The sequence below is a fragment of the Chromobacterium sp. CCUG 30098 genome, assembly GCF_059916605.1.
The window spans coordinates 946,120-967,978 of the sequence record NZ_JAUCGS010000001.1; the positions used below are offsets into that span (position 1 = coordinate 946,120).

General features: G+C 61.7%; 23 protein-coding genes. 18 read left to right on the forward strand and 5 right to left on the reverse strand.

Features of this window, described 5'->3' with window-relative positions; genetic code table 11:
* Positions 1 to 26: 26 nt before the first annotated feature.
* Complete coding sequence (gene trmB, locus QUG03_RS04475; RefSeq protein WP_253313730.1) at positions 27 to 707, reverse strand: tRNA (guanosine(46)-N7)-methyltransferase TrmB; 681 nt, start codon at positions 705 to 707, stop codon at positions 27 to 29.
* A 37-nt stretch (positions 708 to 744) separates the two neighbouring features.
* Complete coding sequence (locus QUG03_RS04480; protein ID WP_253313731.1) at positions 745 to 1,665, reverse strand: NAD-dependent epimerase/dehydratase family protein; 921 nt, start codon at positions 1,663 to 1,665, stop codon at positions 745 to 747.
* Between the two features lie 38 nt (positions 1,666 to 1,703).
* On the opposite strand from QUG03_RS04480, the gene QUG03_RS04485 reads away from it, so the two are divergent.
* From QUG03_RS04485 to arcC, 6 genes are all read left to right on the forward strand, one after another.
* Positions 1,704 to 2,732 (forward strand): CDP-6-deoxy-delta-3,4-glucoseen reductase, encoded by a 1,029-nt coding sequence (locus QUG03_RS04485; protein ID WP_227104900.1) that lies wholly within the window; start codon positions 1,704 to 1,706, stop codon positions 2,730 to 2,732.
* A gap of 263 nt (positions 2,733 to 2,995) precedes the next feature.
* Positions 2,996 to 3,124 carry a DUF3149 domain-containing protein gene (locus tag QUG03_RS04490; protein ID WP_019103856.1) on the forward strand — a complete coding sequence of 43 codons (129 nt, stop codon included), beginning with the start codon at positions 2,996 to 2,998 and terminating at the stop codon, positions 3,122 to 3,124.
* A gap of 496 nt (positions 3,125 to 3,620) precedes the next feature.
* Positions 3,621 to 5,060, forward strand: coding sequence for an arginine-ornithine antiporter (gene arcD, locus QUG03_RS04495; RefSeq protein ID WP_107800543.1), 1,440 nt, complete (start codon positions 3,621 to 3,623; stop codon positions 5,058 to 5,060).
* An 85-nt stretch (positions 5,061 to 5,145) separates the two neighbouring features.
* Complete coding sequence (locus QUG03_RS04500; protein ID WP_043637845.1) at positions 5,146 to 6,378, forward strand: arginine deiminase; 1,233 nt, start codon at positions 5,146 to 5,148, stop codon at positions 6,376 to 6,378.
* 133 nt (positions 6,379 to 6,511) lie between these two features.
* The gene (locus tag QUG03_RS04505) at positions 6,512 to 7,522 is read left to right on the forward strand and encodes an ornithine carbamoyltransferase (protein WP_048409588.1); all 1,011 of its coding nucleotides are present in this window, start codon (positions 6,512 to 6,514) and stop codon (positions 7,520 to 7,522) included.
* Between the two features lie 131 nt (positions 7,523 to 7,653).
* Positions 7,654 to 8,598, forward strand: coding sequence for a carbamate kinase (gene arcC / locus QUG03_RS04510; RefSeq protein ID WP_107800542.1), 945 nt, complete (start codon positions 7,654 to 7,656; stop codon positions 8,596 to 8,598).
* Positions 8,599 to 8,662: 64 nt separating this feature from the next.
* On the opposite strand, the gene QUG03_RS04515 is transcribed toward arcC, so the two are convergent.
* Positions 8,663 to 9,700 (reverse strand): patatin-like phospholipase family protein, encoded by a 1,038-nt coding sequence (locus tag QUG03_RS04515; protein ID WP_107800541.1) that lies wholly within the window; start codon positions 9,698 to 9,700, stop codon positions 8,663 to 8,665.
* A 318-nt stretch (positions 9,701 to 10,018) separates the two neighbouring features.
* Here QUG03_RS04515 and QUG03_RS04520 point away from each other — a divergent pair, with 318 nt between their 5' ends.
* Genes QUG03_RS04520 through QUG03_RS04535 form a run of 4 tightly spaced genes read left to right on the forward strand, consistent with a single transcriptional unit; the run spans position 10,019 to position 12,598 of the window.
* Positions 10,019 to 10,363, forward strand: a complete 345-nt coding sequence (locus tag QUG03_RS04520; RefSeq protein WP_107800540.1) for a PadR family transcriptional regulator — start codon at positions 10,019 to 10,021, stop codon at positions 10,361 to 10,363.
* Entirely contained in the window at positions 10,360 to 11,448 is a 1,089-nt protein-coding gene (locus tag QUG03_RS04525; protein WP_500819498.1) for a DUF1700 domain-containing protein, read from the forward strand. Before QUG03_RS04520 ends, QUG03_RS04525 begins: the two co-directional genes overlap by 4 nt.
* A gap of 35 nt (positions 11,449 to 11,483) precedes the next feature.
* Positions 11,484 to 11,774, forward strand: a complete 291-nt coding sequence (locus tag QUG03_RS04530) for a DUF1700 domain-containing protein (RefSeq protein WP_146176709.1) — start codon at positions 11,484 to 11,486, stop codon at positions 11,772 to 11,774.
* 56 nt (positions 11,775 to 11,830) lie between these two features.
* The gene (locus tag QUG03_RS04535; protein WP_227104896.1) at positions 11,831 to 12,598 is read left to right on the forward strand and encodes a hypothetical protein; all 768 of its coding nucleotides are present in this window, start codon (positions 11,831 to 11,833) and stop codon (positions 12,596 to 12,598) included.
* 59 nt (positions 12,599 to 12,657) lie between these two features.
* Here the strand turns inward: QUG03_RS04535 and QUG03_RS04540 are convergent, their stop codons facing one another.
* Together QUG03_RS04540 and QUG03_RS04545 are read right to left on the reverse strand one after the other, a co-directional pair.
* The gene (locus QUG03_RS04540) at positions 12,658 to 13,206 is read right to left on the reverse strand and encodes an adenine phosphoribosyltransferase (protein ID WP_019103866.1); all 549 of its coding nucleotides are present in this window, start codon (positions 13,204 to 13,206) and stop codon (positions 12,658 to 12,660) included.
* Positions 13,207 to 13,309: 103 nt separating this feature from the next.
* Entirely contained in the window at positions 13,310 to 14,608 is a 1,299-nt protein-coding gene (locus QUG03_RS04545; protein ID WP_107800536.1) for an NCS2 family permease, read from the reverse strand.
* A gap of 163 nt (positions 14,609 to 14,771) precedes the next feature.
* Here QUG03_RS04545 and gmk point away from each other — a divergent pair, with 163 nt between their 5' ends.
* The 8 genes from gmk to dnaG all read left to right on the forward strand — a co-directional run bounded on the left by gmk (position 14,772) and on the right by dnaG (position 21,734).
* Positions 14,772 to 15,398, forward strand: a complete 627-nt coding sequence (gene gmk / locus QUG03_RS04550) for a guanylate kinase (protein WP_107800535.1) — start codon at positions 14,772 to 14,774, stop codon at positions 15,396 to 15,398.
* A 118-nt stretch (positions 15,399 to 15,516) separates the two neighbouring features.
* Positions 15,517 to 15,723, forward strand: a complete 207-nt coding sequence (gene rpoZ / locus QUG03_RS04555; protein WP_019103869.1) for a DNA-directed RNA polymerase subunit omega — start codon at positions 15,517 to 15,519, stop codon at positions 15,721 to 15,723.
* A 20-nt stretch (positions 15,724 to 15,743) separates the two neighbouring features.
* Positions 15,744 to 17,900, forward strand: a complete 2,157-nt coding sequence (locus QUG03_RS04560; RefSeq protein ID WP_500819500.1) for a RelA/SpoT family protein — start codon at positions 15,744 to 15,746, stop codon at positions 17,898 to 17,900.
* Position 17,901: 1 nt separating this feature from the next.
* Complete coding sequence (gene thiS / locus QUG03_RS04565; protein ID WP_500819501.1) at positions 17,902 to 18,105, forward strand: sulfur carrier protein ThiS; 204 nt, start codon at positions 17,902 to 17,904, stop codon at positions 18,103 to 18,105.
* Positions 18,106 to 18,131: 26 nt separating this feature from the next.
* Positions 18,132 to 18,926, forward strand: coding sequence for a thiazole synthase (locus QUG03_RS04570; protein WP_199225925.1), 795 nt, complete (start codon positions 18,132 to 18,134; stop codon positions 18,924 to 18,926).
* 129 nt (positions 18,927 to 19,055) lie between these two features.
* Positions 19,056 to 19,268, forward strand: a complete 213-nt coding sequence (gene rpsU / locus QUG03_RS04575) for a 30S ribosomal protein S21 (protein ID WP_039756346.1) — start codon at positions 19,056 to 19,058, stop codon at positions 19,266 to 19,268.
* Between the two features lie 189 nt (positions 19,269 to 19,457).
* Complete coding sequence (locus QUG03_RS04580; RefSeq protein WP_107800531.1) at positions 19,458 to 19,904, forward strand: GatB/YqeY domain-containing protein; 447 nt, start codon at positions 19,458 to 19,460, stop codon at positions 19,902 to 19,904.
* Positions 19,905 to 19,949: 45 nt separating this feature from the next.
* Entirely contained in the window at positions 19,950 to 21,734 is a 1,785-nt protein-coding gene (dnaG, locus tag QUG03_RS04585) for a DNA primase (RefSeq protein WP_107800530.1), read from the forward strand.
* Positions 21,735 to 21,859: the final 125 nt, after the last annotated feature.

Below are 21,859 nucleotides of genomic sequence, written 5' to 3' on the forward strand. Positions count from 1 at the left end.
CCGCTGGCGGCGGGTCCGGGCGGACATCAGCGCCGGCGGAAAATCACGTCCCACACGCCGTGGCCCAGCTTGATGCCGCGGGCTTCGAACTTGGTCAGCGGGCGGTAGTCCGGGCGCGGCGCGTAGCCGTCGGCGCTGTTGACCAGCTGAGGCTGGCCGCTGAACACCTCCATGATCTGTAGCGCGTAGTCTTCCCAGTCGGTGGCGGCGTGCAGATAGCCGCCCGGCTTGAGCTTGGCGACCAGCTTCTCCACCAGCGGGGCCTGAATCAGGCGGCGCTTGTTGTGGCGTTTCTTGTGCCAGGGGTCGGGGAAGAAAATATGCACGCCGTCCAGGCTGCCGTCGGCCAGCATGTGGTCCAGCACTTCCACCGCGTCGTGGCGGATGATGCGCAGATTGCTCAATTCCTTTTCCGCGATCAGCTTGCACAGATTGCCGACGCCGGGCGAATGCACTTCCACGCCCAGGTAGTCCTGAGCCGGATTGGCGGCGGCGATTTCGGCGGTGGCGCCGCCCATGCCGAAGCCGATTTCCAGTATCTTGGGCGCGGCGCGGCCGAAGGCCTGCTCCAGATCGATGCGCTCGGGGCGATATTCGATGCCCCAGCGCGGCATGCCTTCGTCCATCGCGCGTTGCTGGCCGGGAGACAGATGGCCTTGGCGCAGCACGAAGCTGCGGATGGCGCGTTGAAATGCCGGATTTTCCATAGAGAAGCCTGCTTAAAAACTCAAAAAAACCGCGATGTTACCGAATCTTGGCCGCCGAAGCGAGCGCGGCGGCGATGCGCTCCGGCGCTTGGGCCAGCGCCGCCAGGTAGTCGGCGGTGTCGGGCCAGCGGGGTGCCGGCAGCAATTCACGGCGCAAGCGCCGGTTGCTAAGCCGTCTGGACTCCATCATATAAGACCATAGACCAGCGGAGACCCGGGCGCGGACCTCCTCGCGCGGCAACAGGGGCGGCAAGGTCAGGTCCAGCGCGGCGGCCAGCCGGCGATACCATTCGCTGATCGGCAGCGGCTGATCGTCGCTGGCGTTGAATACGCGCGGACCGCCGCGGCATTGCAGCAAGGCGGCCACGCAGGCGGCGGCGAGGTCGTCGGCGTGGATGTGATTGCTCCAGCTGTCCTCCTCCGGCCGGATCAGCGGCGTTTGCGAGGCGAAGCGGCTCAGCGGCAGGCGGTCGTCGGCGTAGATGCCCGGCGCGCGCAGCACCGTCAACTGGCAGCCGTGGGCGGCGGCGAAGCCGCGCAAGCAGGTTTCCGCGTCCAGGCGGCGCCAGGCGCGGTCATTGTGCGGGCGGAGGCGGGCGCCTTCGTCCAGCAAAGCCCCGTCGGCATTGCCGTACACGCCGCTGGTGCTGATATAGACTAGACGCTGTGGTATCCTGCAACCTTTTGCCAACGCAGACAACAACTTGCGCATGCGCAAGTCCTTGCGGCCGATTTCCTGGGGGGGAGCGGTCAGCAGCAGATCGTCGGCCAGGCCGGCCAAACGGCGCAAAGCGCGGGGGTCGTCCAGATCGCCCCGGATGGGCGTGACGCCCTGGCGGCGCAGCGCTTCCGCGCTAGCGTTGGAACGGCACAGCGCCAGCACCCGCCAGCGGCGGGTCAGTTCCGGCAGGGCGCGGCGCGCGACATCGCCGGCGCCGATGATCATTAAGGTTCGCATGATGCGCATTTTAGCCAGATATTGAGTAGAGGAAACAGATGACAGCGCAGGTGAAAGTGCTCCCCAGCGGGCATACATTTGGCGTCGAGCCGCATGAAACCGTATTGGAAGCGGCGTTGCGCCAGGGCGTGGGCCTGCCTTACGGCTGCCGCGACGGCGCGTGCGGCGCCTGCAAAGGCAAGGTGGTGGAAGGCGAAGTGAGCCAGGACGGTTTCCAGGAAAAGGCCTTGACCGAGGCCGAACGCGCCCAGGGCATGGCGCTGTTCTGTTGCGCCCGCCCCAAGGGCGACATCGCCATCGAGGCGCGCGAAGTGGCCGGCGCCGGCGACATCCAGATCAAGACCTTGCCGTGCCGCGTAGAGAAAATCGAAAAAATCCACGACGTGGCGGTGCTCAAGCTCAAGCTGCCGGTGTCCGAGCGCTTGCAGTTCAAGGCAGGCCAATACATCGACATCCTGATGAAGGACGGCAAGAAGCGCAGTTTCTCCATCGCCAACGCGCCGCATGACGATGCTTTCCTGGAACTGCATATCCGCAATCAGCCGGGCGGCTCTTTTTCCGAGTATGTGTTCAGTCAGATGAAGGAGCGCGAGATCATGCGCTTCAAAGGCCCGCTGGGCTCTTTCTTCCTGCGCGAGGACTCCGACAAGCCCATTCTCTTCGTGGCCAGCGGCACCGGCTTCGCGCCGGTCAAGGGCATCATCGAGCACGCGATTCATAGCGGCATCCAGCGCGAGATGGTGTTCTACTGGGGCGCGCGCACCAAGGCGGATCTTTACATGGCGGATCTGGCCGGCGCCTGGCAGGCGCAGCATCCCAACATCACCTTCATCCCCGTGCTGTCCGACGCGCTGCCGGGCGACGAGTGGGCGGGCCGCACCGGTTTTGTTCACCAGGCGGTGCTGGAGGATTTCGACGATCTGGCCGGCTATCAGGTTTACGCCTGCGGCGCGCCGCTGATGGTGGAGGCCGCGCACGGCAGCTTCACCCGCGAGCGCGGCTTGCCGGAAGACGAGTTCTTCTCCGACGCCTTTTTCCTGTCCAAGGACATGGGCGGCAGCAAGTGAACACGCCGGCGAGACAGGGATGACGTAAGCCGATTTTTTCAGCTGAACTGATTCGAACTGTATCACCTGACGCACAACTGTAATGATATAAGTTGCTGATTTTTAGGAAATGAGCCCTTGGCGCGAGCCAGGGGCTTTTTATTTGTCTTGCATCAAACTTGGGGGTCATGCCATTTGATTTGCGTCAATGGACGGGCCGCCCAACTGGCTAAGATGAGGATCAAGAAACCTATATGGGGCGTGGCCCCGGAAAAGGAGTGGCGATGGAACTTCTGACTCTTCTTCTTTCCGACGATGTCGGCATTTTAAGCTTGGTGACCATTGTGGTGACCACCTTGGTGGTGCTGGGCGCTCTGGTGGCGATTTTCAAGAACGTGAAAAAACCGGAGTGAGCGCCTGGGCAAACAGGATGTGTTTATCCTCTTGATGTGTGTGTTGGTGGATGCGGTGGTGGGCCGCATCCACTTTTTTTTTGCCCACAATTGCCGTGGCCGCCTGCCTTATTCTCCGTCTCCTCTCTCCATCTTTATCTCACTGCTTCTTTGTCCCGTCTCTTTTGGCCGTTTGCGGCTCTTCTCTATTGGACGCGTTCAGACAATCTGATATTGCGTTTTATTTTTAATAAAAATTAAATACAAAATTAATTAAATGTTTTGTGCGCAGCACAATTGTTAGTTCTGCCAATTGTGTCTGGGGCTTCTATAAAGCTTTTGTTCTAATGTCGGGATGGGGCGAATGGAGCGGGAGGACGCTATTTGACGCAGGTCAAACGGATGTTCGACTGTTCTGGCGATCACTAAATCCGGGGTATACCATTGTCTCAGATGATAAGAATTTAATTATATAACAACAGATTTGCAGGTTAATGTACTCTCACGGAGAACGAAAATGTCTACGGAAACTGAAACCCAAGGCGGCGGCGCTCCCAAGCTCAAGCTTGGCGCGCTGACCGCTCTGGTGGTGGGCTCCATGATCGGCGGCGGCATCTTCTCGCTACCGCAGAACATGGCGGCGGGCGCCGGAGCCGGCGCCATCTTGATCGGTTGGGTGATTACCTTCTTCGGGATGTTGACTCTGGCATTCGCCTTTCAGATGCTGGCCAATCGCAAACCGGAAGTGGAGGGCGGCGTCTACGGCTACGCCAAGGCGGGTTTCGGCAACTATATGGGCTTCAACTCGGCCTGGGGTTACTGGATTTCGGCCTGGATCGGCAACGTATCCTACTTTGTGGTGATGTTCTCGGCGCTGGCCTTCTGGTTCCCGGTGTTTGGCGAGGGCAATACCACCACCGCCATCGTCTGCGCGTCCATTCTGTTGTGGGCCTTGCACTTCCTGGTGTTGCGCGGCGTGCACGGCGCGGCCTTCATCAACACCATCACCACCGTGGCCAAACTGGTGCCGCTGGCGCTGTTCATCCTGCTGGTCATTTTCGCCTTCAAAGTGGATACCTTTAATCTGGACTTCTGGGGCTCGGCCAAACTCGGCTCGGTCGTCGATCAAGTCAAGAGCACCATGTTGGTGACGGTATGGGTGTTCATCGGCATCGAAGGCGCGTCGATGTTCTCCAGCCGTGCGGAAAACATGAAAGAAGTGGGCAAGGCCACCGTGATCGGCTTCCTGCTGACCATCGCTCTGCTGGTTGCGGTATCGGTGCTGTCGCTGGGCGTGATGTCGCAAACTGAACTGGCCGCGCTGAAGAACCCGTCCACCGCCTATGTGCTGGAAAAAGCCATCGGCCCCTGGGGCGCCAATCTGATGAACGCCGGTCTGGTGATCTCTGTGGGCGGCGCGCTGCTGGCCTGGACGCTGCTGGCTTCCGAAGCGCCCTACCTGGCGGGCAAGGACGGCGTGATGCCCAAAGTATTCGGCACCACCAACGCCAATGGCTCCCCGGCCGCCTCGCTGTGGCTGACCAACGGCCTGATCCAACTGTTCCTGATCATCACGCTGTTCAGTTCCGCGGGCTACCTGGCGTTGCTGTCGCTGGCCACCTCGATGATTCTGATTCCTTACCTGTTGTGCTCCGGCTACGCCTTGCTGGTGGCCAAGCGCGGCGAGGGCTACGCCCAGGGCGAATCCAGCGGCAAAGAGTTCAGCATCGCCGCCGTCGCCTCGGTCTACGGTGTTTGGCTGATCTACGCCGCCGGCCTGAAGTATCTGTTCCTGTCCATGGTGCTGTACGCCCCGGGCCTGCTGTTCTACCTGTGGGCTCGCAAGGAACGCGGCGAGAAAGCGTTCACCGGCGCCGAGGCGGTACTGGCTGCGCTGATTGTAGTGGCGGGCTTGTTCGCCGCCTACGAACTGGCTACCGGAGCGCTGACGCTCTAAGCCGGAACCTTGTAAGAAGATTACCGGAGGCGCGCGAGATCCACGGGCCTCCACCAGCTCCCCCAATATCATTAAGGAGTTTGTCATGACCAAGTTTGGTGTTCATTCCGAGTGCGGCAAGTTGCGAACTGTGATGGTGTGCCGTCCCGGCCTGGCGCATAAGCGCCTGACCCCGGACAACTGCCACGGCCTGTTGTTCGATGACGTGATCTGGGTGGAACGCGCACAGAAAGACCATGCTTACATGGTTGAGCAAATGCGCTCCCGCGGCATCGAAGTGGTGGAGGTGCACGACGCGCTGGCCAAGGTCTTGGACGACAAAGCTTCCCGTGCCTGGATCCTGGACCGCAAGGTCAAGGCCGACAACGTAGGTATCGGCATGTTGCGCGATCTGCGCAGCTGGCTGGACGAAATGCCGTCTTCGCAACTGGCCGAGCATCTGGTGGGCGGCATCGCCAAATTCGAACTGCCGTTCGACCCGAAAGGCCTGTTCGGCGGCTACCTGGACCAATCCGAATTCGTGCTGCCGCCGGTGCCGAACAGCCTGTTCCAGCGCGACCCGTCTTGCTGGATTTATGAAGGCGTGACGCTGAACCCGATGTACTGGCCGGCGCGTCGTCAGGAAACCCTGATCCTGCAATCCATCTACAAATTCCACCCGATGTTCGCCGGCAAGGTGAAAGTATGGTGGGGCGATTGCGACCAGGAGCACGGCCCGGCCACGCTGGAAGGCGGCGACGTAATGCCTATCGGCAACGGCGTGGTCCTGATCGGCATGGGCGAGCGCACCAGCCCGCAGGCGGTGGTGCAAGTGGCCAAGCGCGTGCTGGGCAAGGAAGGCGGCGCCACTCGCGTGATCGCTTGCCAGATGCCGAAGTCCCGCGCGGCGATGCACCTGGATACCGTGTTCAGCTTCCTCGACATCGATCTCTTGTCGCTGTTCCCGGACGTGGTGGACGACATCACTTGCACCAGCATGTACGTTGGCGACCGCGAGGGCGAAATCCGCTTCGAACGCCACGAAGGCGTGCATCTGGTGGAAGTGGTGCGCCAGGCGCTGGGTCTCAAGGAAATCCGCGTGATCCAGACCGGCGGCGACGCCTACCAGCGCGAACGCGAACAGTGGGACGACGGCAACAACGTGGTGGCGCTGGATCGCCGCGTGGTGGTGGCCTACGACCGCAACACCTACACCAACCGCCTGATGCGCGAGCATGGCGTGGAAGTGATCGAGATCCCGGCTTCCGAGCTGGGCCGCGGCCGCGGCGGCGGTCACTGCATGACCTGCCCGATCACTCGCGACGAAGTGAAACTGTAATTCAGCTGTAGTGTCCCGGCCGCAGGCGCGGCCGGGAGGAAAACCCAAGATTCATGTGCAAAAAGACAGGTTGACCGCCGGTTTCCCCGGAAACGACGGCCGGCTTGCCCAGACTCTAATCAGGAGCAATATCATGGCTTTCAATCTGCGCAACCGTAACTTCCTCCGCATGCTGGACTTCACCCCGCGCGAAATCCGCTACATGCTCGACCTGGCCCGCGACCTGAAGCGCGCCAAGTACACCGGCACCGAACAGCAGCACCTGAAGGGCAAAAACATCGCCCTGATCTTTGAAAAAACCTCCACCCGCACCCGCTGCGCGTTTGAAGTGGCTTGCTACGACCAGGGCGCCAACGTGACTTACCTTGGGCCGTCCGGTTCGCAAATCGGCATCAAGGAATCGATGAAGGACACCGCCCGCGTGTTGGGCCGCATGTACGACGCGATCGAATACCGCGGCTTCGACCAGCACATGGTGGAAACCGAGCTGGCCAAGTTCGCCGGCGTGCCGGTATACAACGGTCTGACCGATGAATGGCACCCGACCCAGATGCTGGCCGACGTGCTGACCATGTGGGAAAACAGCGACAAGCCCATCTCCCAGATCAGCTACACCTATCTGGGCGACGCCCGCAACAATATGGGCAACTCCTTGCTGGTGATCGGCGCCAAACTGGGCATGGACGTGCGCATCGGCGCGCCCAAGCACCTGTGGCCGACCGACGAACTGGTGGCTCAGTGCCGCGAAATCGCCGCCAAGACCGGCGCGCGCATCACGCTGACCGAGGACGCCAAAGCGGCGGTCAAGGGCACCGACTTCATCCACACCGACGTATGGGTGTCCATGGGCGAGCCGGCCGAAGTCTGGGCCGAACGCATCAAGTTGCTGAAGCCCTACCAAGTGAACGCCGCGCTGATGGCCGCCGCCGAAAACCTGCAAGTGAAGTTCATGCACTGCCTGCCGGCCTACCACAACAGCGAAACCAAGGTGGGCAAGGAAATCGCCGCGCAATATCCGGACCTGGCCAACGGCATCGAAGTGACCGAGGACGTGTTCGAGTCCGAAGCTTGCATCGCCTTCGAGCAGGCCGAGAACCGCATGCACACCATCAAAGCCATTCTGGTGGCCACGCTGGGCGATTGATCCGGCCCTAGGCATCCCTAGCTGCACTTTGCCGGCCAAGGCTTCCCTGACCGGGAACCTTGGCCGGTTTCACATCAAGCACGCGGCTCGCCGTCGCAGACGGCGGGCGCGGCAATAGCGAGGAATAGAATATGCGAGTCGTCGTAGCTCTGGGCGGCAATGCCCTGCAACGTCGCGGCGAGGCCATGACCGCCGACAACCAGCGCGCCAACGTCAAAGTGGCCGCCGAACAACTGGCCGGCGTGACCCGGCTGGGCCACAACCTGGTGATGTGCCACGGCAACGGGCCGCAAGTGGGCCTGCTGGGCCTGCAGAACGACGCCTACGCCCGCCACGTGGACGAAAAAGTGACGCCCTATCCGCTGGACGTGCTGGGCGCGCAGACCGAAGGCATGATCGGCTACATGGTTGAGCAGGAACTGGGCAATGTGCTGCCCTTCGAAGTGCCGATCGCCACCATCCTGACCCAGACCGAAGTGGACGCCAAGGACCCGGCCTTCAAGAATCCGACCAAATTCGTCGGCCCGGTTTACAGCAAGGAAGAGGCGGACAAGCTGGCCGCGGAAAAAGGCTGGACGGTAAAGGCCGACGGCGAATACTTCCGCCGCGTGGTGCCCAGCCCGAAACCGAAGCGCATCTTCGAAATGCGCCCGATCAAGTGGCTGATCGAAAAAGGCGTGGTGGTGATCGCCGCCGGCGGCGGCGGCATTCCCACCATGTACGAGGGCGACAAGCTGGTGGGCGTGGAAGCGGTGATCGACAAGGATCTGGCTTCCGCCTTGCTGGCGCGTGAAATCGACGCCGATTACTTCGTGATCGCCACCGACGTGAAGAGCGTGTTCATCGGTTGGGGCACGCCGGAAGCCAAGGCGATCAAGCAGGCGCATCCGGACGAGATGGACAAACTGGGTTTCGCCGCCGGCTCGATGGGCCCGAAAGTGGAGGCGGCTTGCGAGTTTGCCCGTCTGACCGGCAAGAAGGCCGTGATCGGCGCGCTGGAAGATATCGAGAAAATCGTCAAGGGCGAGGCCGGCACGGTGATCTCCACCGAGCAGGCCGGCATCAGCTGGTATTGATGCCGTTTGTGCTTAGCCAAGCGTCAAGGGCTGCCGTCAGGCAGCCCTTTTTTATTGGCGACGTCTAGCCCAGCAGTTTGCCGCGGTGCTGGCGGAGGAGGTCCTGCCCGGCTTGATAGCCGATCTGGTAGAGCTGGGACAGATTGGAGTGCGACCAGTCCAGCTCCTCGGCGCGGCGTTGCGGGTCAATCAGCTGGTCGAACTGGATCTTCAGTACCTCGGTGCGCGGCCGGCCTTGCTCGTCCTTATTGTGCAAGGCTTCGAACAGCTTCAGGTCGTCGCGCGCGATTTCGGTCAGCGGGGTGATGATGGATTGCACCCAGGCGTCGTAAAGGCCGCGCGGCGGATGCAGGAGTCGGTCGCTGCCCAGCACGTCGAACACCAGGGTGTAGTCGATGTGCGGATGATCGCGGAACAATTGCTTGAAGTTCAGCGTGTCTATGGCCGCGCCTTCGATGTAATCGCCGTCGGCCAGCGGATACGGCGGGTAGATGAAGGGAAAGGACAGCGCGGCCAGGAAGTGTTCATGACCGATCTCGCTCTTGTCCCAGCAACGCATCTCGCCGCGGCTGATGTTGTAGGCGTTCAGGTAGAACTGCGGCGCAATGGTCTTGAGGCGGTCGAAATCCACGATCTCCTCGATAAAGGGCACGTGCGCGCACAGGCCTTGGCTGTTGGGGCCCAGATCGCTGGGGCAGAGCGTGGCCAGCAGCAGCGATGTCCAGTCGGCCAGCAGACGCTGCCAAGGCCCTTGATCGGCCTGTTGTTGAATGCTCTGCAACAAGGGGTTCTGGCTTTGCCAGCTGCGCCACAGGTCGGCGGCCGGGCCGGGTTTGTTGAACACCTTGTAGTTGATCGGCAGCAGCCGGTAGATCGGATCGGATACGCCGAGATCGGCCAGCCGGCGTAAATTGTCCAGCGGCGAGCCCTTGCGCGGCGCCGCGTACAAGAGGCCGACGATGGCGCCGGCGCCGGAGGTGGAGATGATGTCGAATTCGACGCCGGCCTCCATCAGTGCGACCAGCGCGCCGGCCATCAAGGTTGCGTTGGGCGCGCCGCCGCCCAAGACCAGCGCGATGCTGGGCCTGTTTGCTTTTGCCATCGGAGTCCTCGTCGAGAGAGTGGCCGGTTGTTGCAACCGGTTGGGAGTATGATTTAGTTCAATGTCATTGTTGCTGTTGAATTATGGATGCCAAGGCGTATTTTGCAACGCAATATGGTGTCAGTAATGACATTCTGATTTGTTGCGAGAAAGCCGCAGTGACAGTGATTTGTCATTGGGTAATGAAAGATACCTTGCGGTACAAGGTAGTGGTTTGTATAGTGCAATCACAAGCAGATCGATGCCTTGGTCCGTCTAGCTATCTTGCAATGCAAGGTAGTTGAGTGGAAAGGACCGGGCGGTTTCAAGGAAGGCAAGATGAAAACCCAGTTGAAGAAGGGGACCCTGGACATGTGCGTATTGGCGGTATTGGCCCAGTCCGACAGCTATGCCTATGAATTGGTCAGCACTTTGTCGCGCACGATGGAAATCAGCGAAGGGACGATCTATCCGTTGATGCGCAGGCTGCAGAACGAATCCTGGGTCAGCACCTATCTGGTGGAGTCGGCGTCCGGGCCGTCGCGTAAATATTACACGCTGACCGAGGCGGGCAAACGGGAGTTGGAATTGATGCGGCGCGAGTGGCAGGAATTCGTCAGCGAAGTGGACAGCGTGCTGAGCCGCCTGCCGGCGGCCGGCCAGCCGGGAGAACAACAAGCATGAACCGCAAAGCGTTTTTGGCGCAATTGGAACAGGCCCTGGCGGGGATGCCGGCCGAGGAAATCCGTGAAATCGTCGCCGACTACCAAGAGTACTTCAGCGACGCGCAAGAAGCCGGCCGCGACGAGAACGAGGTGGTCGCCGCCCTGGGCAGCCCGCAGAAGCTGGCCAAGGAACTGAAGGCGCAGGCGCATTACCGCCAATGGGAAAGCCATCGTTCCTTCGGCAATTTGATGAGGGTGGTGGCTTCGGTCGCCGGCCTGGGCGTGCTGAACTTCTTCTTGGCGCTGCCCTTCATGATCTACCTGCTATGCCTGTCCATAGGCTATATGGTGTCCGGCAGCCTGTTGATCGCCGGCGTGGCGCTGGTGGCGGCCTGGGGCGGCAACAGCCTGTTCGGCTGGCCGGAACTGGAGCCCAGCCTGTCGCCCGAGAACGGCAAGATCGAGTTCAAGCTTCAAGCCGACGGGGAGCCGGTCCACGGCGTGAGCCTGAAGCAGGGGAGGCTGTTGCTGACGCTGGAGGAGGATGAAACCGCCAGCCTGAAGTTGCGTAGCGGAGAGCCGGTCAGGGTCAGCTACGACGGCGGCGAGTTGAAAGTGGACGCCAGCAATCCGGCGGCGCGGCAAACGATCAAACGCGAGAGCGAACGCTCCGTCAGCCTGGAGCGCGGCCAGCTGAGCGCGCTGACGCTGGTTTCGGACGGCGGCGACAGCATGGTGCTGGCGCAGGATGGGGATGGCCGTTCGCTGCGTTGGCGGATGATCTCGGCGCAGGCCTCCGCCGCCGTAGGCGAAGCCGAAGAAGCCGGCGATCTGGTGTTGAACGACGGCGAGAGCTCGCTGGTGATCAAGGATAACCGGCTGTCGCTGAAGGATGGCAAGGACCATATCGAGATCGACGGCATTCCGGGCTTGTCGCTGCAGGGCTCGGCGGCGGTCAGCGGCCTGGTGCTGTTATTGGTTGGCGGATTGGGGCTGGTGTTCTGCGTATGGCTGACGCGGCTGACCTGGCGCGGGCTGGTGCGTTACGTCCGTTATCAGATCGATTTGGTGGCGGGCAGGGGCTTGGGCGGCAACGCGGTGTGAGGAGTGGTGTTTTTGACCGGACTTGGGAGAGAAGCATGAAACACGATGCATGCATTCAACAATTGCAGCTGACCATGGAGCGCTTGCCCGAAGCCGAGCTGCGCAAGATTCTCAGCGACTATCGCGAATACATTCGCGAGGCGGTGGCCGATCAGCGTAATGAGAGCCGCCTGATCGCCGCGTGGGCGGATTCGCGACGGACCGTTTCGATTCTTGCGCGCAAAGGCTCGCTGAGCGCTCAGTGGGCGCGGTTGGCCCGCCACGCGGTGGGCGGGATGGCGGCCGCTTGCGGCGTGATCGCGATGTACTGGTTGTTCATGCAGTGAGGAAAACCACCGCCGCCGGCCAAGGCGGCGACTTCTACTTGGGAAAGGGGTGCGTGATGAGGCGTGGGATAGTGCGCTTGCTGGCATTGACGGGGCTGATGGGCGGCGGAGCGGCTTACGCGGCGGAAGCGCCGATTGAAAAGCTGGTGATCAACGGCGACGCGGCCGTGCTCAAGCTGAGCGCGGACGACAAGCGGCCGTATCAGCTGGACCTGAACAAAAGCAATTGGGACGCCAAGCAGTGCAGCGCCCTGGTGCGGCGCGCAGGCGGCGTGGTCACGATCACGGTCAAGCTCAACGACAAGCTGTTGGGCAGCAGTTGCGGGTTGGAGATCGCCGGCAATCTGAAGCCGGGCAAACAGGTGGAATTGGGGCTGGCCGCGGTCAAGGGGTCGATCCGCGGCGCGTATTCGGCGATCCGGGTGGACAGCCGGGCGGTGGATCTAACGCTGGACGGCAAAGCCGCCAGCCTGTCCATGTCCGCCGACGCGATCAGGGCGCAGGCCAAGGGCGCTTACGACAAGCTGGCGCTCAAGGGGCAGGCGCTGACCTTGGGTTTCGAAGGCAGCAGCCGCGACATGGTTTTTGACGGCCAGGCGGTGAAGGCGAAGGTGAAGCTGACCGACGCCAAGCCCAGCGGCTCCTTGTCGCTGGACGCCACCACCGGCAAGTTGTCGCTGACGCTGCCCAAGTCCGCAACGCTGCAATACGAGGTGCGGGGCACGGCGGCCTCGGTGGACAGCAAGCTGCCCAGCACCGCCGGCGCGCCGCTGAAGTTGAGCGCGCGCGGGCAGGCGCTGAAAGTGGCGGTGGAGGCGGATTAAGACGCGGCCAAACAAAAACGGAGCCCGAGGGCTCCGTTCGCTTGGCCGACGAATCCGGCTCAGTAAGCGCAGACGGTGAACAACTCCAGGCCGCCGTCGCGCACCAGCTTGCCGCCGCCCAGTTCGGGCAGTTCGATGATGGCGGCGGCTTCCAGCACGTCGGCGCCCATGCGCTTCAGCAGCTTGTAGCCAGCCATCATGGTGCCGCCGGTGGCGACCAGATCGTCTATCAGGATGACGCGGTCGCCCGGCTTGCAGGCGTCGGTGTGCATTTCCACCGCGGCGTTGCCGTATTCCAGCTCGTACTCCTCCTCCACCGTGGTGAAGGGCAGCTTGCCGCGTTTGCGGATGGGCACGAAGCCTACGTTCAACTCGTAAGCCAGCACCGAACCGATGATGAAGCCGCGCGCGTCCAGGCCCGCCACCAGGTCCACTTTCTCCATCATGTAACGATGCACATAGATGTCGATCAGCATGCGGAAGGTTTTGGGGTTCTGCAGCAGCGGAGTGATGTCGCGGAACATCACGCCTTGTTGCGGCCAGTTGGGCACAGTGCGGATCCAGCCTTTCAGATAGCTGGAGTAGTCGAGATTGCTAAGGTTTTCCATGGCCTTATTGTACTTCGAAATAAAGAGAGTCGCCGCGCGCCCCACAAGAAAAAGCCCGCCGCGCAGCGCGGCAGGCTAGGAGTCCGCATCAATTATTGACGTTTCAGTGGAAGAAAGCCAGCTTGAAGATCCACAGCGCGGCGATCACCAGCACCGGCGGCTTCAGGTCGGAGAAACGACCGGCCAGAATCTTGATCACCGCGTAGCTGATGAAGCCGAAGGCGATGCCGTCGGCGATGGAGAAGGTGAAGGGCATCGCCAGCGCGGTCATCACCGCCGGCGCGGATTCGGTCAGATCGCTCCAGTCGATCTCGGCCAGGCCGCGCGCCATCAGCACCGCCACATAGCACAGCGCGGGCGCGGTGGCGTAGGCGGGCACGGTGGCGGCCAGCGGCGACAGCCACAGCGAGGCCAGGAACAGCAGCGCCACCACCATGGCGGTCAGGCCGGTGCGGCCGCCCACGGCGGTGCCGGCGGCGGACTCGACATAGGCGGTGGTGGACGAAGTGCCCATTACCGCGCCGGCGGTGATCGCCACCGAGTCGGCCAGCAGCGCGCGCTTCAGGCGTGGCAGCTTGCCGTCCTTGTCCAGCAGGCCGGCGCGGTGAGACACGCCCACCAGGGTGCCGGTGGTGTCGAACAGATCGACGAAGAAGAAGACGAAGATCACGCCGATCAGGCCGGCTTGCAAGGCGCCGGCGATATCCATCTGCATGAAGGTGGGCGCCATGCTCGGCACCGGCGCCACCACGCCCTTGAACGGAGACAGGCCCATGGCGATGGACAGCACCGTCACCACCAGGATGCCGATGATGATGGAGCCCGGCACCTTGCGGTATTCCAGCGCCACGATCAGGAAGAAGCCCAGAATGGCCAGCAGGGTGGTGGGCTTGTGGATGTCGCCCAGGGTCAGATAGGTTTCCGGGTGCGGCGCGATCACGCCGGCGTTCTTCAGCGCGATGATGGCGAGAAACATGCCGACGCCGGCGGAAATGGCGAATTTCAGCGACTGCGGGATGGCGTTGACGATGGCCTCGCGCACGCGGAACAGGCTGACCGCCAGGAACACGATGCCGGAGATGAACACCGCGCCCAGCGCGGTTTCCCAGGACAGCCCCATGCCCTTGACCACGCTGAAGGTGAAGTAGGCGTTCAAGCCCATGCCCGGCGCCAGCGCGATCGGGTAATTGGCCACCAGGCCCATGATGGCGGTGCCCAGCGCCGCGGCCAGACAGGTGGCGACGAAGACGGCGTTCAGGTCCATGCCGGTGCTCGACAGGATCAGCGGGTTGACCAGGATGATGTAAGCCATGGTCAAGAAGGTGGTAAAGCCGGCGATGACTTCGGTCTTCACCGTGGTGCCGTTTTCTTTCAGCTTGAAGAAGCTGTCAAGGAATTGCATGGCGAAACGCGCTCCAAAGGAGATAGGTAGGAAAAAAACCAGCCATTTTATTCAGCCTGAAGAGATTTACCTAAATCTTGACGTGAAAATAACTTGGCGATTAACAGCCGGTACGCGCTTATGGTATTCTGGAGAATTACTCATTTGGCAGGAAGTACCTTTCATGAGCCAGCCAACCGGTAATATTTTTATCGTGGTCGCTCCTTCCGGCGCGGGGAAAACCTCGCTAGTGGCGGCCTTGCTCCAGGCGGAGCCGTCTGTGGAACTGTCCATTTCTTATAGCACGCGCGCGCCGCGCAAGGGCGAAGAGGACGGCAAGCATTACCACTTCGTCGATCAGGCCACGTTCAAGTCCATGATCGAGCGCGGCGATTTTCTCGAGTACGCGGAAGTCTACGGCAACTACTACGGCACCAGCGCGCCGTGGATACGCAGCCGCCTGGCCGTGGGGCAGGACATTCTGCTGGAGATAGACTGGCAGGGCGCCGAGCAAGTGCGCAAGGTCTTCCCCGAGGCGATAGGCATTTTCATCGCGCCGCCGTCGATAGAAGAGCTGGAGCGCCGCCTGCGCGGACGCGCCACCGACAGCGAGGAAGTGATCCGCCGCCGGCTGGCTTCCGCCCGCGCCGAGATCGACAAGATCGCCGAATACGACTACATCGTGGTCAACGACGATTTCGAGCGCGCCCGCCTCGACCTGATCAGCGTCGTGCGCGCCAATCGGCTGCGCAGCGCCATCCAATGCCGCAAGCTGGCGACGATGCTGGCGCGGATGGGACAGACCGGCTGATCCGACCGTTTGTTGGTGAGTCGACTAAAATTTAGATATAGTGATCCCTCTGGGCGTTGCCGCGGCCGCAAGAACGGCGACCGACAACGCCCTTGGCAACTTTGAAGAAAGAAAGCACATGGCCCGTATTACTGTTGACGATTGCCTGGACCGCATCCAGAACCGTTTCGACCTGACCCTGGCCGCCGCCTACCGCGCGCGCCAAGTGGCTTCCGGCGCCAGCCCCTTCGTTGAAGCCGGCCGCCATAAGCCCACCGTCGTCGCGCTGCGTGAAATCGCCGCCGGCCACGTCGGCAAGGAAGTTCTGAGCCGCGGCAAAGCCTGATAGCAAGTGGGTGGTGGGTTATGGCAACCGGCATTGAGGATGAAATCGACTACGACGCCCTGATCGACAGCGAAGCGCAAGCGTTCTTCGAGTCGGTCGCGCGTTATCTCAAGCCGGAAGACGTCCAGCTGTTGCGGCAGGCTTTCGAAGTCAGCCGCGCCGCCCACGAGGGGCAGACCCGCAAGAGCGGCGAGCCCTACATCACCCATCCGCTGGCGGTGGCCGGCATGCTGGCCGAATGGCGGCTGGATGTGCAGGGGCTGGCCGCCGCGCTGCTGCATGATGTGCTGGAAGACACCGGCGTCACCAAGCCGACGCTGATCGAGAAGTTTGGCAAGATCATCGCCGACCTCGTCGACGGCTTGTCCAAGCTGGAACGGCTGGAGTACCAGACCAAGGAAACCGCGCAGGCGGAAAGCTTCCGCAAAATGGTGCTGGCGATGGCGCGCGACATCCGTGTCATCATCGTCAAGCTGGCGGACCGGCTGCACAATATGCGCACGCTGGATTCGATGCGCGAGGACAAGCGCCGCCGCATCGCGCTGGAAACCTTGGAAATCTACGCGCCGATCGCCAACCGCATCGGCCTGAACAAGGTTTACCGCGAACTCCAGGACCTGGCGTTCAAGCATCTGCACCCGCATCGCTACGGCGTGTTGTCCAAGGCGGTGCGGGCCGCGCGCGGCAATCGCCGCGAAGTGGTCACCAAGATCCTGCAATCCGTCAGCCAGAAGCTGGTGCAGAGCAATATCGAAGCCACCATCAAGGGGCGAGAGAAAAACCTCTACAGCATCTACAAGAAAATGCAGGAAAAACACCTGTCGTTTTCCGAGGTGCTGGACATCTACGGCTTCCGCGTCGTCGTCAACGACATTCCCGGCTGTTACCTGGCCCTGGGCGCGCTGCACAGCCTGTACAAGCCGATTCCCGGCAAATTCAAGGATTACATCGCCATTCCCAAGGGTAATGGCTATCAGAGTCTGCACACCACCTTGTTCGGCCCCTACGGCACGCCGGTGGAGATGCAGATCCGCACTCGCGAAATGAACAGCGTGGCCGAGGCCGGCGTGGCCTCGCACTGGATGTACAAGAGCGGCGACGGCGTCAACACCGCGCAGCAGCGCACCCACCAGTGGCTGCAAAAAATCATGGATATGCAGGAGGAGAGCGACGATCCGGTCGAATTCCTCGAGCACATCAAGATCGACTTGTTCCCGGACGAAGTCTACGTGTTCACGCCCAAGGGCAAGATCATGGTGATGCCGCAGGGCGCGACCCCGGTGGACTTCGCCTACGCGGTGCACACTGACATCGGTCACCGCTGCATCGCCGCGCGCGTCAATCACGCGCTGGTGCCGCTGCGCACCGTGCTGCGCAACGGCGACACCGTGGAAATCATCACCTCCACCCAGGCCAAGCCCAATCCGTCCTGGCTGACCTTCGTGCAGAGCGGCCGCGCGCGTTCTGGCATCCGCAACTACCTGAAGAGTTTGCAGCAGGAAGAAGCGGTCGGCCTGGGTGAGAAGCTGCTCAAGCAGGCGATAGGCGCGCTGGCGGTAACGCCGCTGGCCTTGAGCGAGGAGCTGTGGGTGGAGTATCTGGCCGCTTTCGGCGAGAAGCTCGCCTCGCAGCAGGACGTGCTGGCCGACATCGGCGCCGGCAAGCTGATGCCCATCGTGGTGGCGCGCCGGCTGCTGGAGCTGGCCGGCGAGCGCTTGGGCGAGGAAGTGAAAGTGGGGCCGGTGACCATACGCGGCAACGAGGGCGGCATGGTGCAGCTGTCGCCGTGCTGCAACCCGCTGCCGGGCGACGACATTTTGGGCGTCATCACCAAGGGCCAGGGCCTGGTCATCCACCGCAAGGGCTGCCCGAACGCGCGGCGGGCGGATCACGACAAGCTGCTGGACGTCAATTGGGAAGCGCAGCGCGACCGCATGTTCGGCGTCACCGTCGGCGTGCTGTCCCGCAATGAGCGCGGCGCGCTGGCCGACATCGCCACCGCGATTTCCCAGGCCTCGGCCAATATCGAAAGCGCCGACACCCAGGACAGCAGCCGCGACGGCGACGGCCTGTTCAACATCCACTTCCGCTTGCAGGTGGAGGGCGTCGAGCATCTGGAGCGCGTGCTGAGCGCCATCCGCGTGCTGCCGGTGGTGCAGCGCGTGCAAAGGAGATGAGATGCTGAAACTCAAGATCAACGGCGAGGGCCGCGAACTGAGCGACGTCGCCAATGTGGCCGAGCTGGTGGCGGCGCTGGGCCTTGTCGGCAAGCGCGTGGCGCTGGAAAAGAATGGCGAGATCGTGCCGCGCAGCCAGTATCCGGCCACCGGGCTGGCCGACGGCGACGAACTCGAAATCGTGGTGGCCGTCGGCGGAGGCTGAGCGGCAAAGCTGATAGAGGTGCAGGAGTGGCGGATCAACTGATCATCGCAGGCAAGGCTTACAATTCGCGTTTGCTGGTGGGAACCGGCAAGTATCGGGATTTTGAGGAAACGGCCCGGGCGCTGGACGCGTCGGGAACGGAAATCGTCACCGTCGCCATTCGTCGCGTCAACCTGGGTCAGAATGCCGGCGAACCCAATTTGCTGGACTTTTTGCCGAAAAACCGGTATAACCTTCTCCCCAATACGGCGGGGTGTTATTCCGCCGACGACGCCATTCGCACTTTGCGCCTGGCCAGAGAGCTTCTGGACGACCATCGTCTGGTCAAACTGGAAGTGCTGGGCGATCCGAATACCTTGTTCCCCAACGTCAAGGAAACCCTGAAAGCGGCCGAAGTGCTGGTGGCCGAAGGTTTCGATGTGATGGTGTACACCTCGGACGATCCCATCATAGCCCGGGAGCTGGAGCAAATGGGCTGCTGCGCCATCATGCCGCTGGCCAGCCTGATCGGCTCGGGGATGGGGATTCTGAATCCGTGGAATTTGAAGTTGATTATCGAGCAGTCCAAGGTTCCCGTGCTGGTTGACGCCGGCGTCGGCACCGCGTCCGACGCGGCGATTGCGATGGAACTGGGCTGTGATGGCGTGCTGATGAACACCGCGATTGCCGCCGCGCAACAACCGGTGTTGATGGCCCACGCCATGAAACAGGCTGTAGAAGCAGGCCGATCGGCATATCTTGCCGGCCGGATGCCGAAACGTTTTTATAGTGCAGTACCTAGTTCTCCTAGTGAGGGGGTGATTTCTTCCGTCAAGCCGTGATGCGTAAAGCGCCACAGATTGCTTGGTCGGAACGCTTCAGACTTTTCCAAACCGCGTAAGATTGTTAAAATGCTGTTTTTTATAGCTCCAGCCACGTCTGGACGCTAGGAACTAAGGATACTAGATTCAATGCCGAACATTCGCGTTAAAGAGAACGAGCCGTTTGAAGTTGCAATGCGTCGCTTCAAGCGCGCGGTGGAAAAAACCGGTCTGCTGACCGAACTGCGCGCCCGCGAGTTCTACGAAAAACCGACTGCCGAGCGCAAGCGCAAGCACGCAGCTGCCGTTAAGCGCCACTACAAGCGCATCCGCAGCCAAATGCTGCCGCCGAAACTCTACTAAGAGTTCGTCTGGTCAGTAAGCAGGACCGCAGGCTTAGCCTGCGGTTTTGCCATTTGTAGTTCCCCGTTTGCAGACTCTGACGGCATGGGTTTTGAACGATTCAAAACCAATGTCATCAGGGTTTGACTCTCTCTAAAGTGCGCGCTCGCCGCCGGCGACGAGTGGCGGTCATCTTCCGGAAAGCAAGCAATGAGCCTCAAGCAGCGAATCAGCGACGACATGAAATCTGCAATGAAAGCGCGGGAAAGCGACAAGCTGGCGGCTATCCGCCTGTTGCTGGCGGCCATCAAGCAGAAGGAAGTGGACGAGCGCGTGGAGCTGGACGACGCCGGCGTGGTCGCCGTCATCGACAAGATGCTCAAGCAGCGCCGCGATTCGGTCAGCCAGTACGAGGCGGCTCAGCGTCAGGATTTGGCCGACAAGGAAAAATTCGAGATGGACGTGCTGATGGCCTATATGCCGCAGCAATTGTCCGCCGGAGAGATTGACGCGCTGGTGGCCAAGGCCGTCGCCGACAGCGGCGCCGCCGGCATGCAGGACATGGGCAAGGTGATGGGGCTATTGCGGCCGCAATTGGCCGGCCGCGCCGATATGGCGCAGGTTTCCGCCTCCATCAAGGCCAAGCTGGCCGGCTAGCCGGCTTCGGGCCGCGTGTGCGGCCCGCGCCATTGGTGACCTTGTTTGATCCCTCAGGATTTTGTCGATCAGTTATTGTCCCGCGTCGATATCGTCGACGTGGTGGACCGTTACGTCCCCTTGAAAAAGGGCGGCCAGAACTATCTGGCCTGCTGCCCGTTTCATAAGGAAAAGTCGCCGTCGTTCACGGTGAGCCCGTCCAAGCAGTTCTATCACTGCTTTGGCTGCGGCGCTCACGGCTCGGCCATCGGCTTCGTGATGGAATACCAGGGGCTGGGCTTCGTCGACGCGGTGAAGCTGCTGGCCGAAGGCATCGGCATGCAGGTGCCGGACAGCCGCGCCCACGCCAACCCGGAAGCCAGCCGCGCCGCGCGCGAGCGCAAGCTGTCGCTGGAACAAATGATGCAGATGGCGGCAGGCTACTACAAACAGCAGCTGAAGTCCGCGCCCAACGCCATTTCCTATCTGAAAGGCCGGGGTTTGAGCGGCGAAGTGGCCGGCCGCTTCGGTCTAGGCTTCGCGCCGGACGGCTGGCAGAACCTGGAAGCGGTGTTTCCGGACTACCAGGACGACAAGCTGGTGGATACCGGCCTGGTCATCGTCAATGAAGAGAAGGGCCAGCGTTACGACCGCTTTCGCGATCGGGTGATGTTCCCCATCCGCAACCAGCGCGGCGCCATCATCGGCTTCGGCGGCCGGGTGATGGGCAAGGGCGAGCCCAAGTATCTGAATTCGCCGGAAACGCCCTTGTTCGAGAAGGGCCGGGAGTTGTACGGCCTCTACGAAGCGCGGCAGGCGATACGGGATAAAAACCGCGTGCTGGTGGTCGAAGGCTATATGGACGTGGTGGCGCTGGCTCAGTTCGGCGTCGCTTACGCGGTGGCCACGCTGGGCACCGCCACCACCGGCGAGCACGCGCGCAAGCTGATGCGCCACGCGGACCAGGTGTACTTCTGCTTCGACGGCGACAAGGCCGGTCAAAAAGCGGCTTGGCGCGCGCTGGAAAACAGCCTGCCGCAATTGCAGGACGGCAAGGCACTGAACTTTCTGTTCCTGCCGCAGGAACATGATCCGGACAGCTATATCCGCGAGTTCGGCGCCGAGGCCTTTGAAAAAGTATTGGAAGAGCAGAGCCTGCCTCTGTCCGTTTACTTCACCCGCGAGCTGTGTCGCGAGGTGAACCTGACCACGCCGGAAGGCAAGGCCGATCTGATCCGTCAGGCAGCCCCCCTTCTGGCGCAGATTGCCGCTCCGGCACTGGGCTTCATCATCAAGAAAAGACTGGCAGAACTTGCCGGTGTTGATGTCGACGAATTCGACATGTTGACGACGGGCCAAAGGAAGTCGGAGCGCAAAGGCAAGCGGGAGCACCGTTTGCCGGAGGTATCGCATCGTCCGCAACAGTCCTCCATGGTGACGCGCCTGATCAAATGGCTGCTGTTGAATCCTGGTTGGGCTGGCGATGTGCGCTTGCCGGACAGCATGGCGCTGTCCGACGAGCTTGCCTGTTTTGCCATGTTGGCCGAATGCGTGCAAGGGCACGACCAGCCGCCGAATACGGCGCAATTGATGGAAAGCCTGCGTGGCACTCCATATGAAGGGCTGGTGGATAGTGTTCTGCAGCAGGCCATGCAGGATCCGGATGAGTTCGCCGATCCCAGCGAGGAAGATAGGCAGCAGTTTCAGGACGGCGCGGCCAAGCTCCTGAAAATGCTGCATCAAACTCAGGTGGAGCGGCTAAAACAAAAGGACCGGAACGAAGGCCTGACTCCGGAAGAAGTCAGATTGCTAGGGGAATTGCTGCGGGATTTGCTGACGCCAAACGCTTGACGACGTCGCCGCCCCGGCAGATCGCAGAGCGGTCTGGCGTACGCGCCGGACTGCCGAAAGCGATGCCGCGGCGGTAGAAAGCGCCCCGCAGGGCTACACAAACAGCGTTATTTGCTTGTGTTATT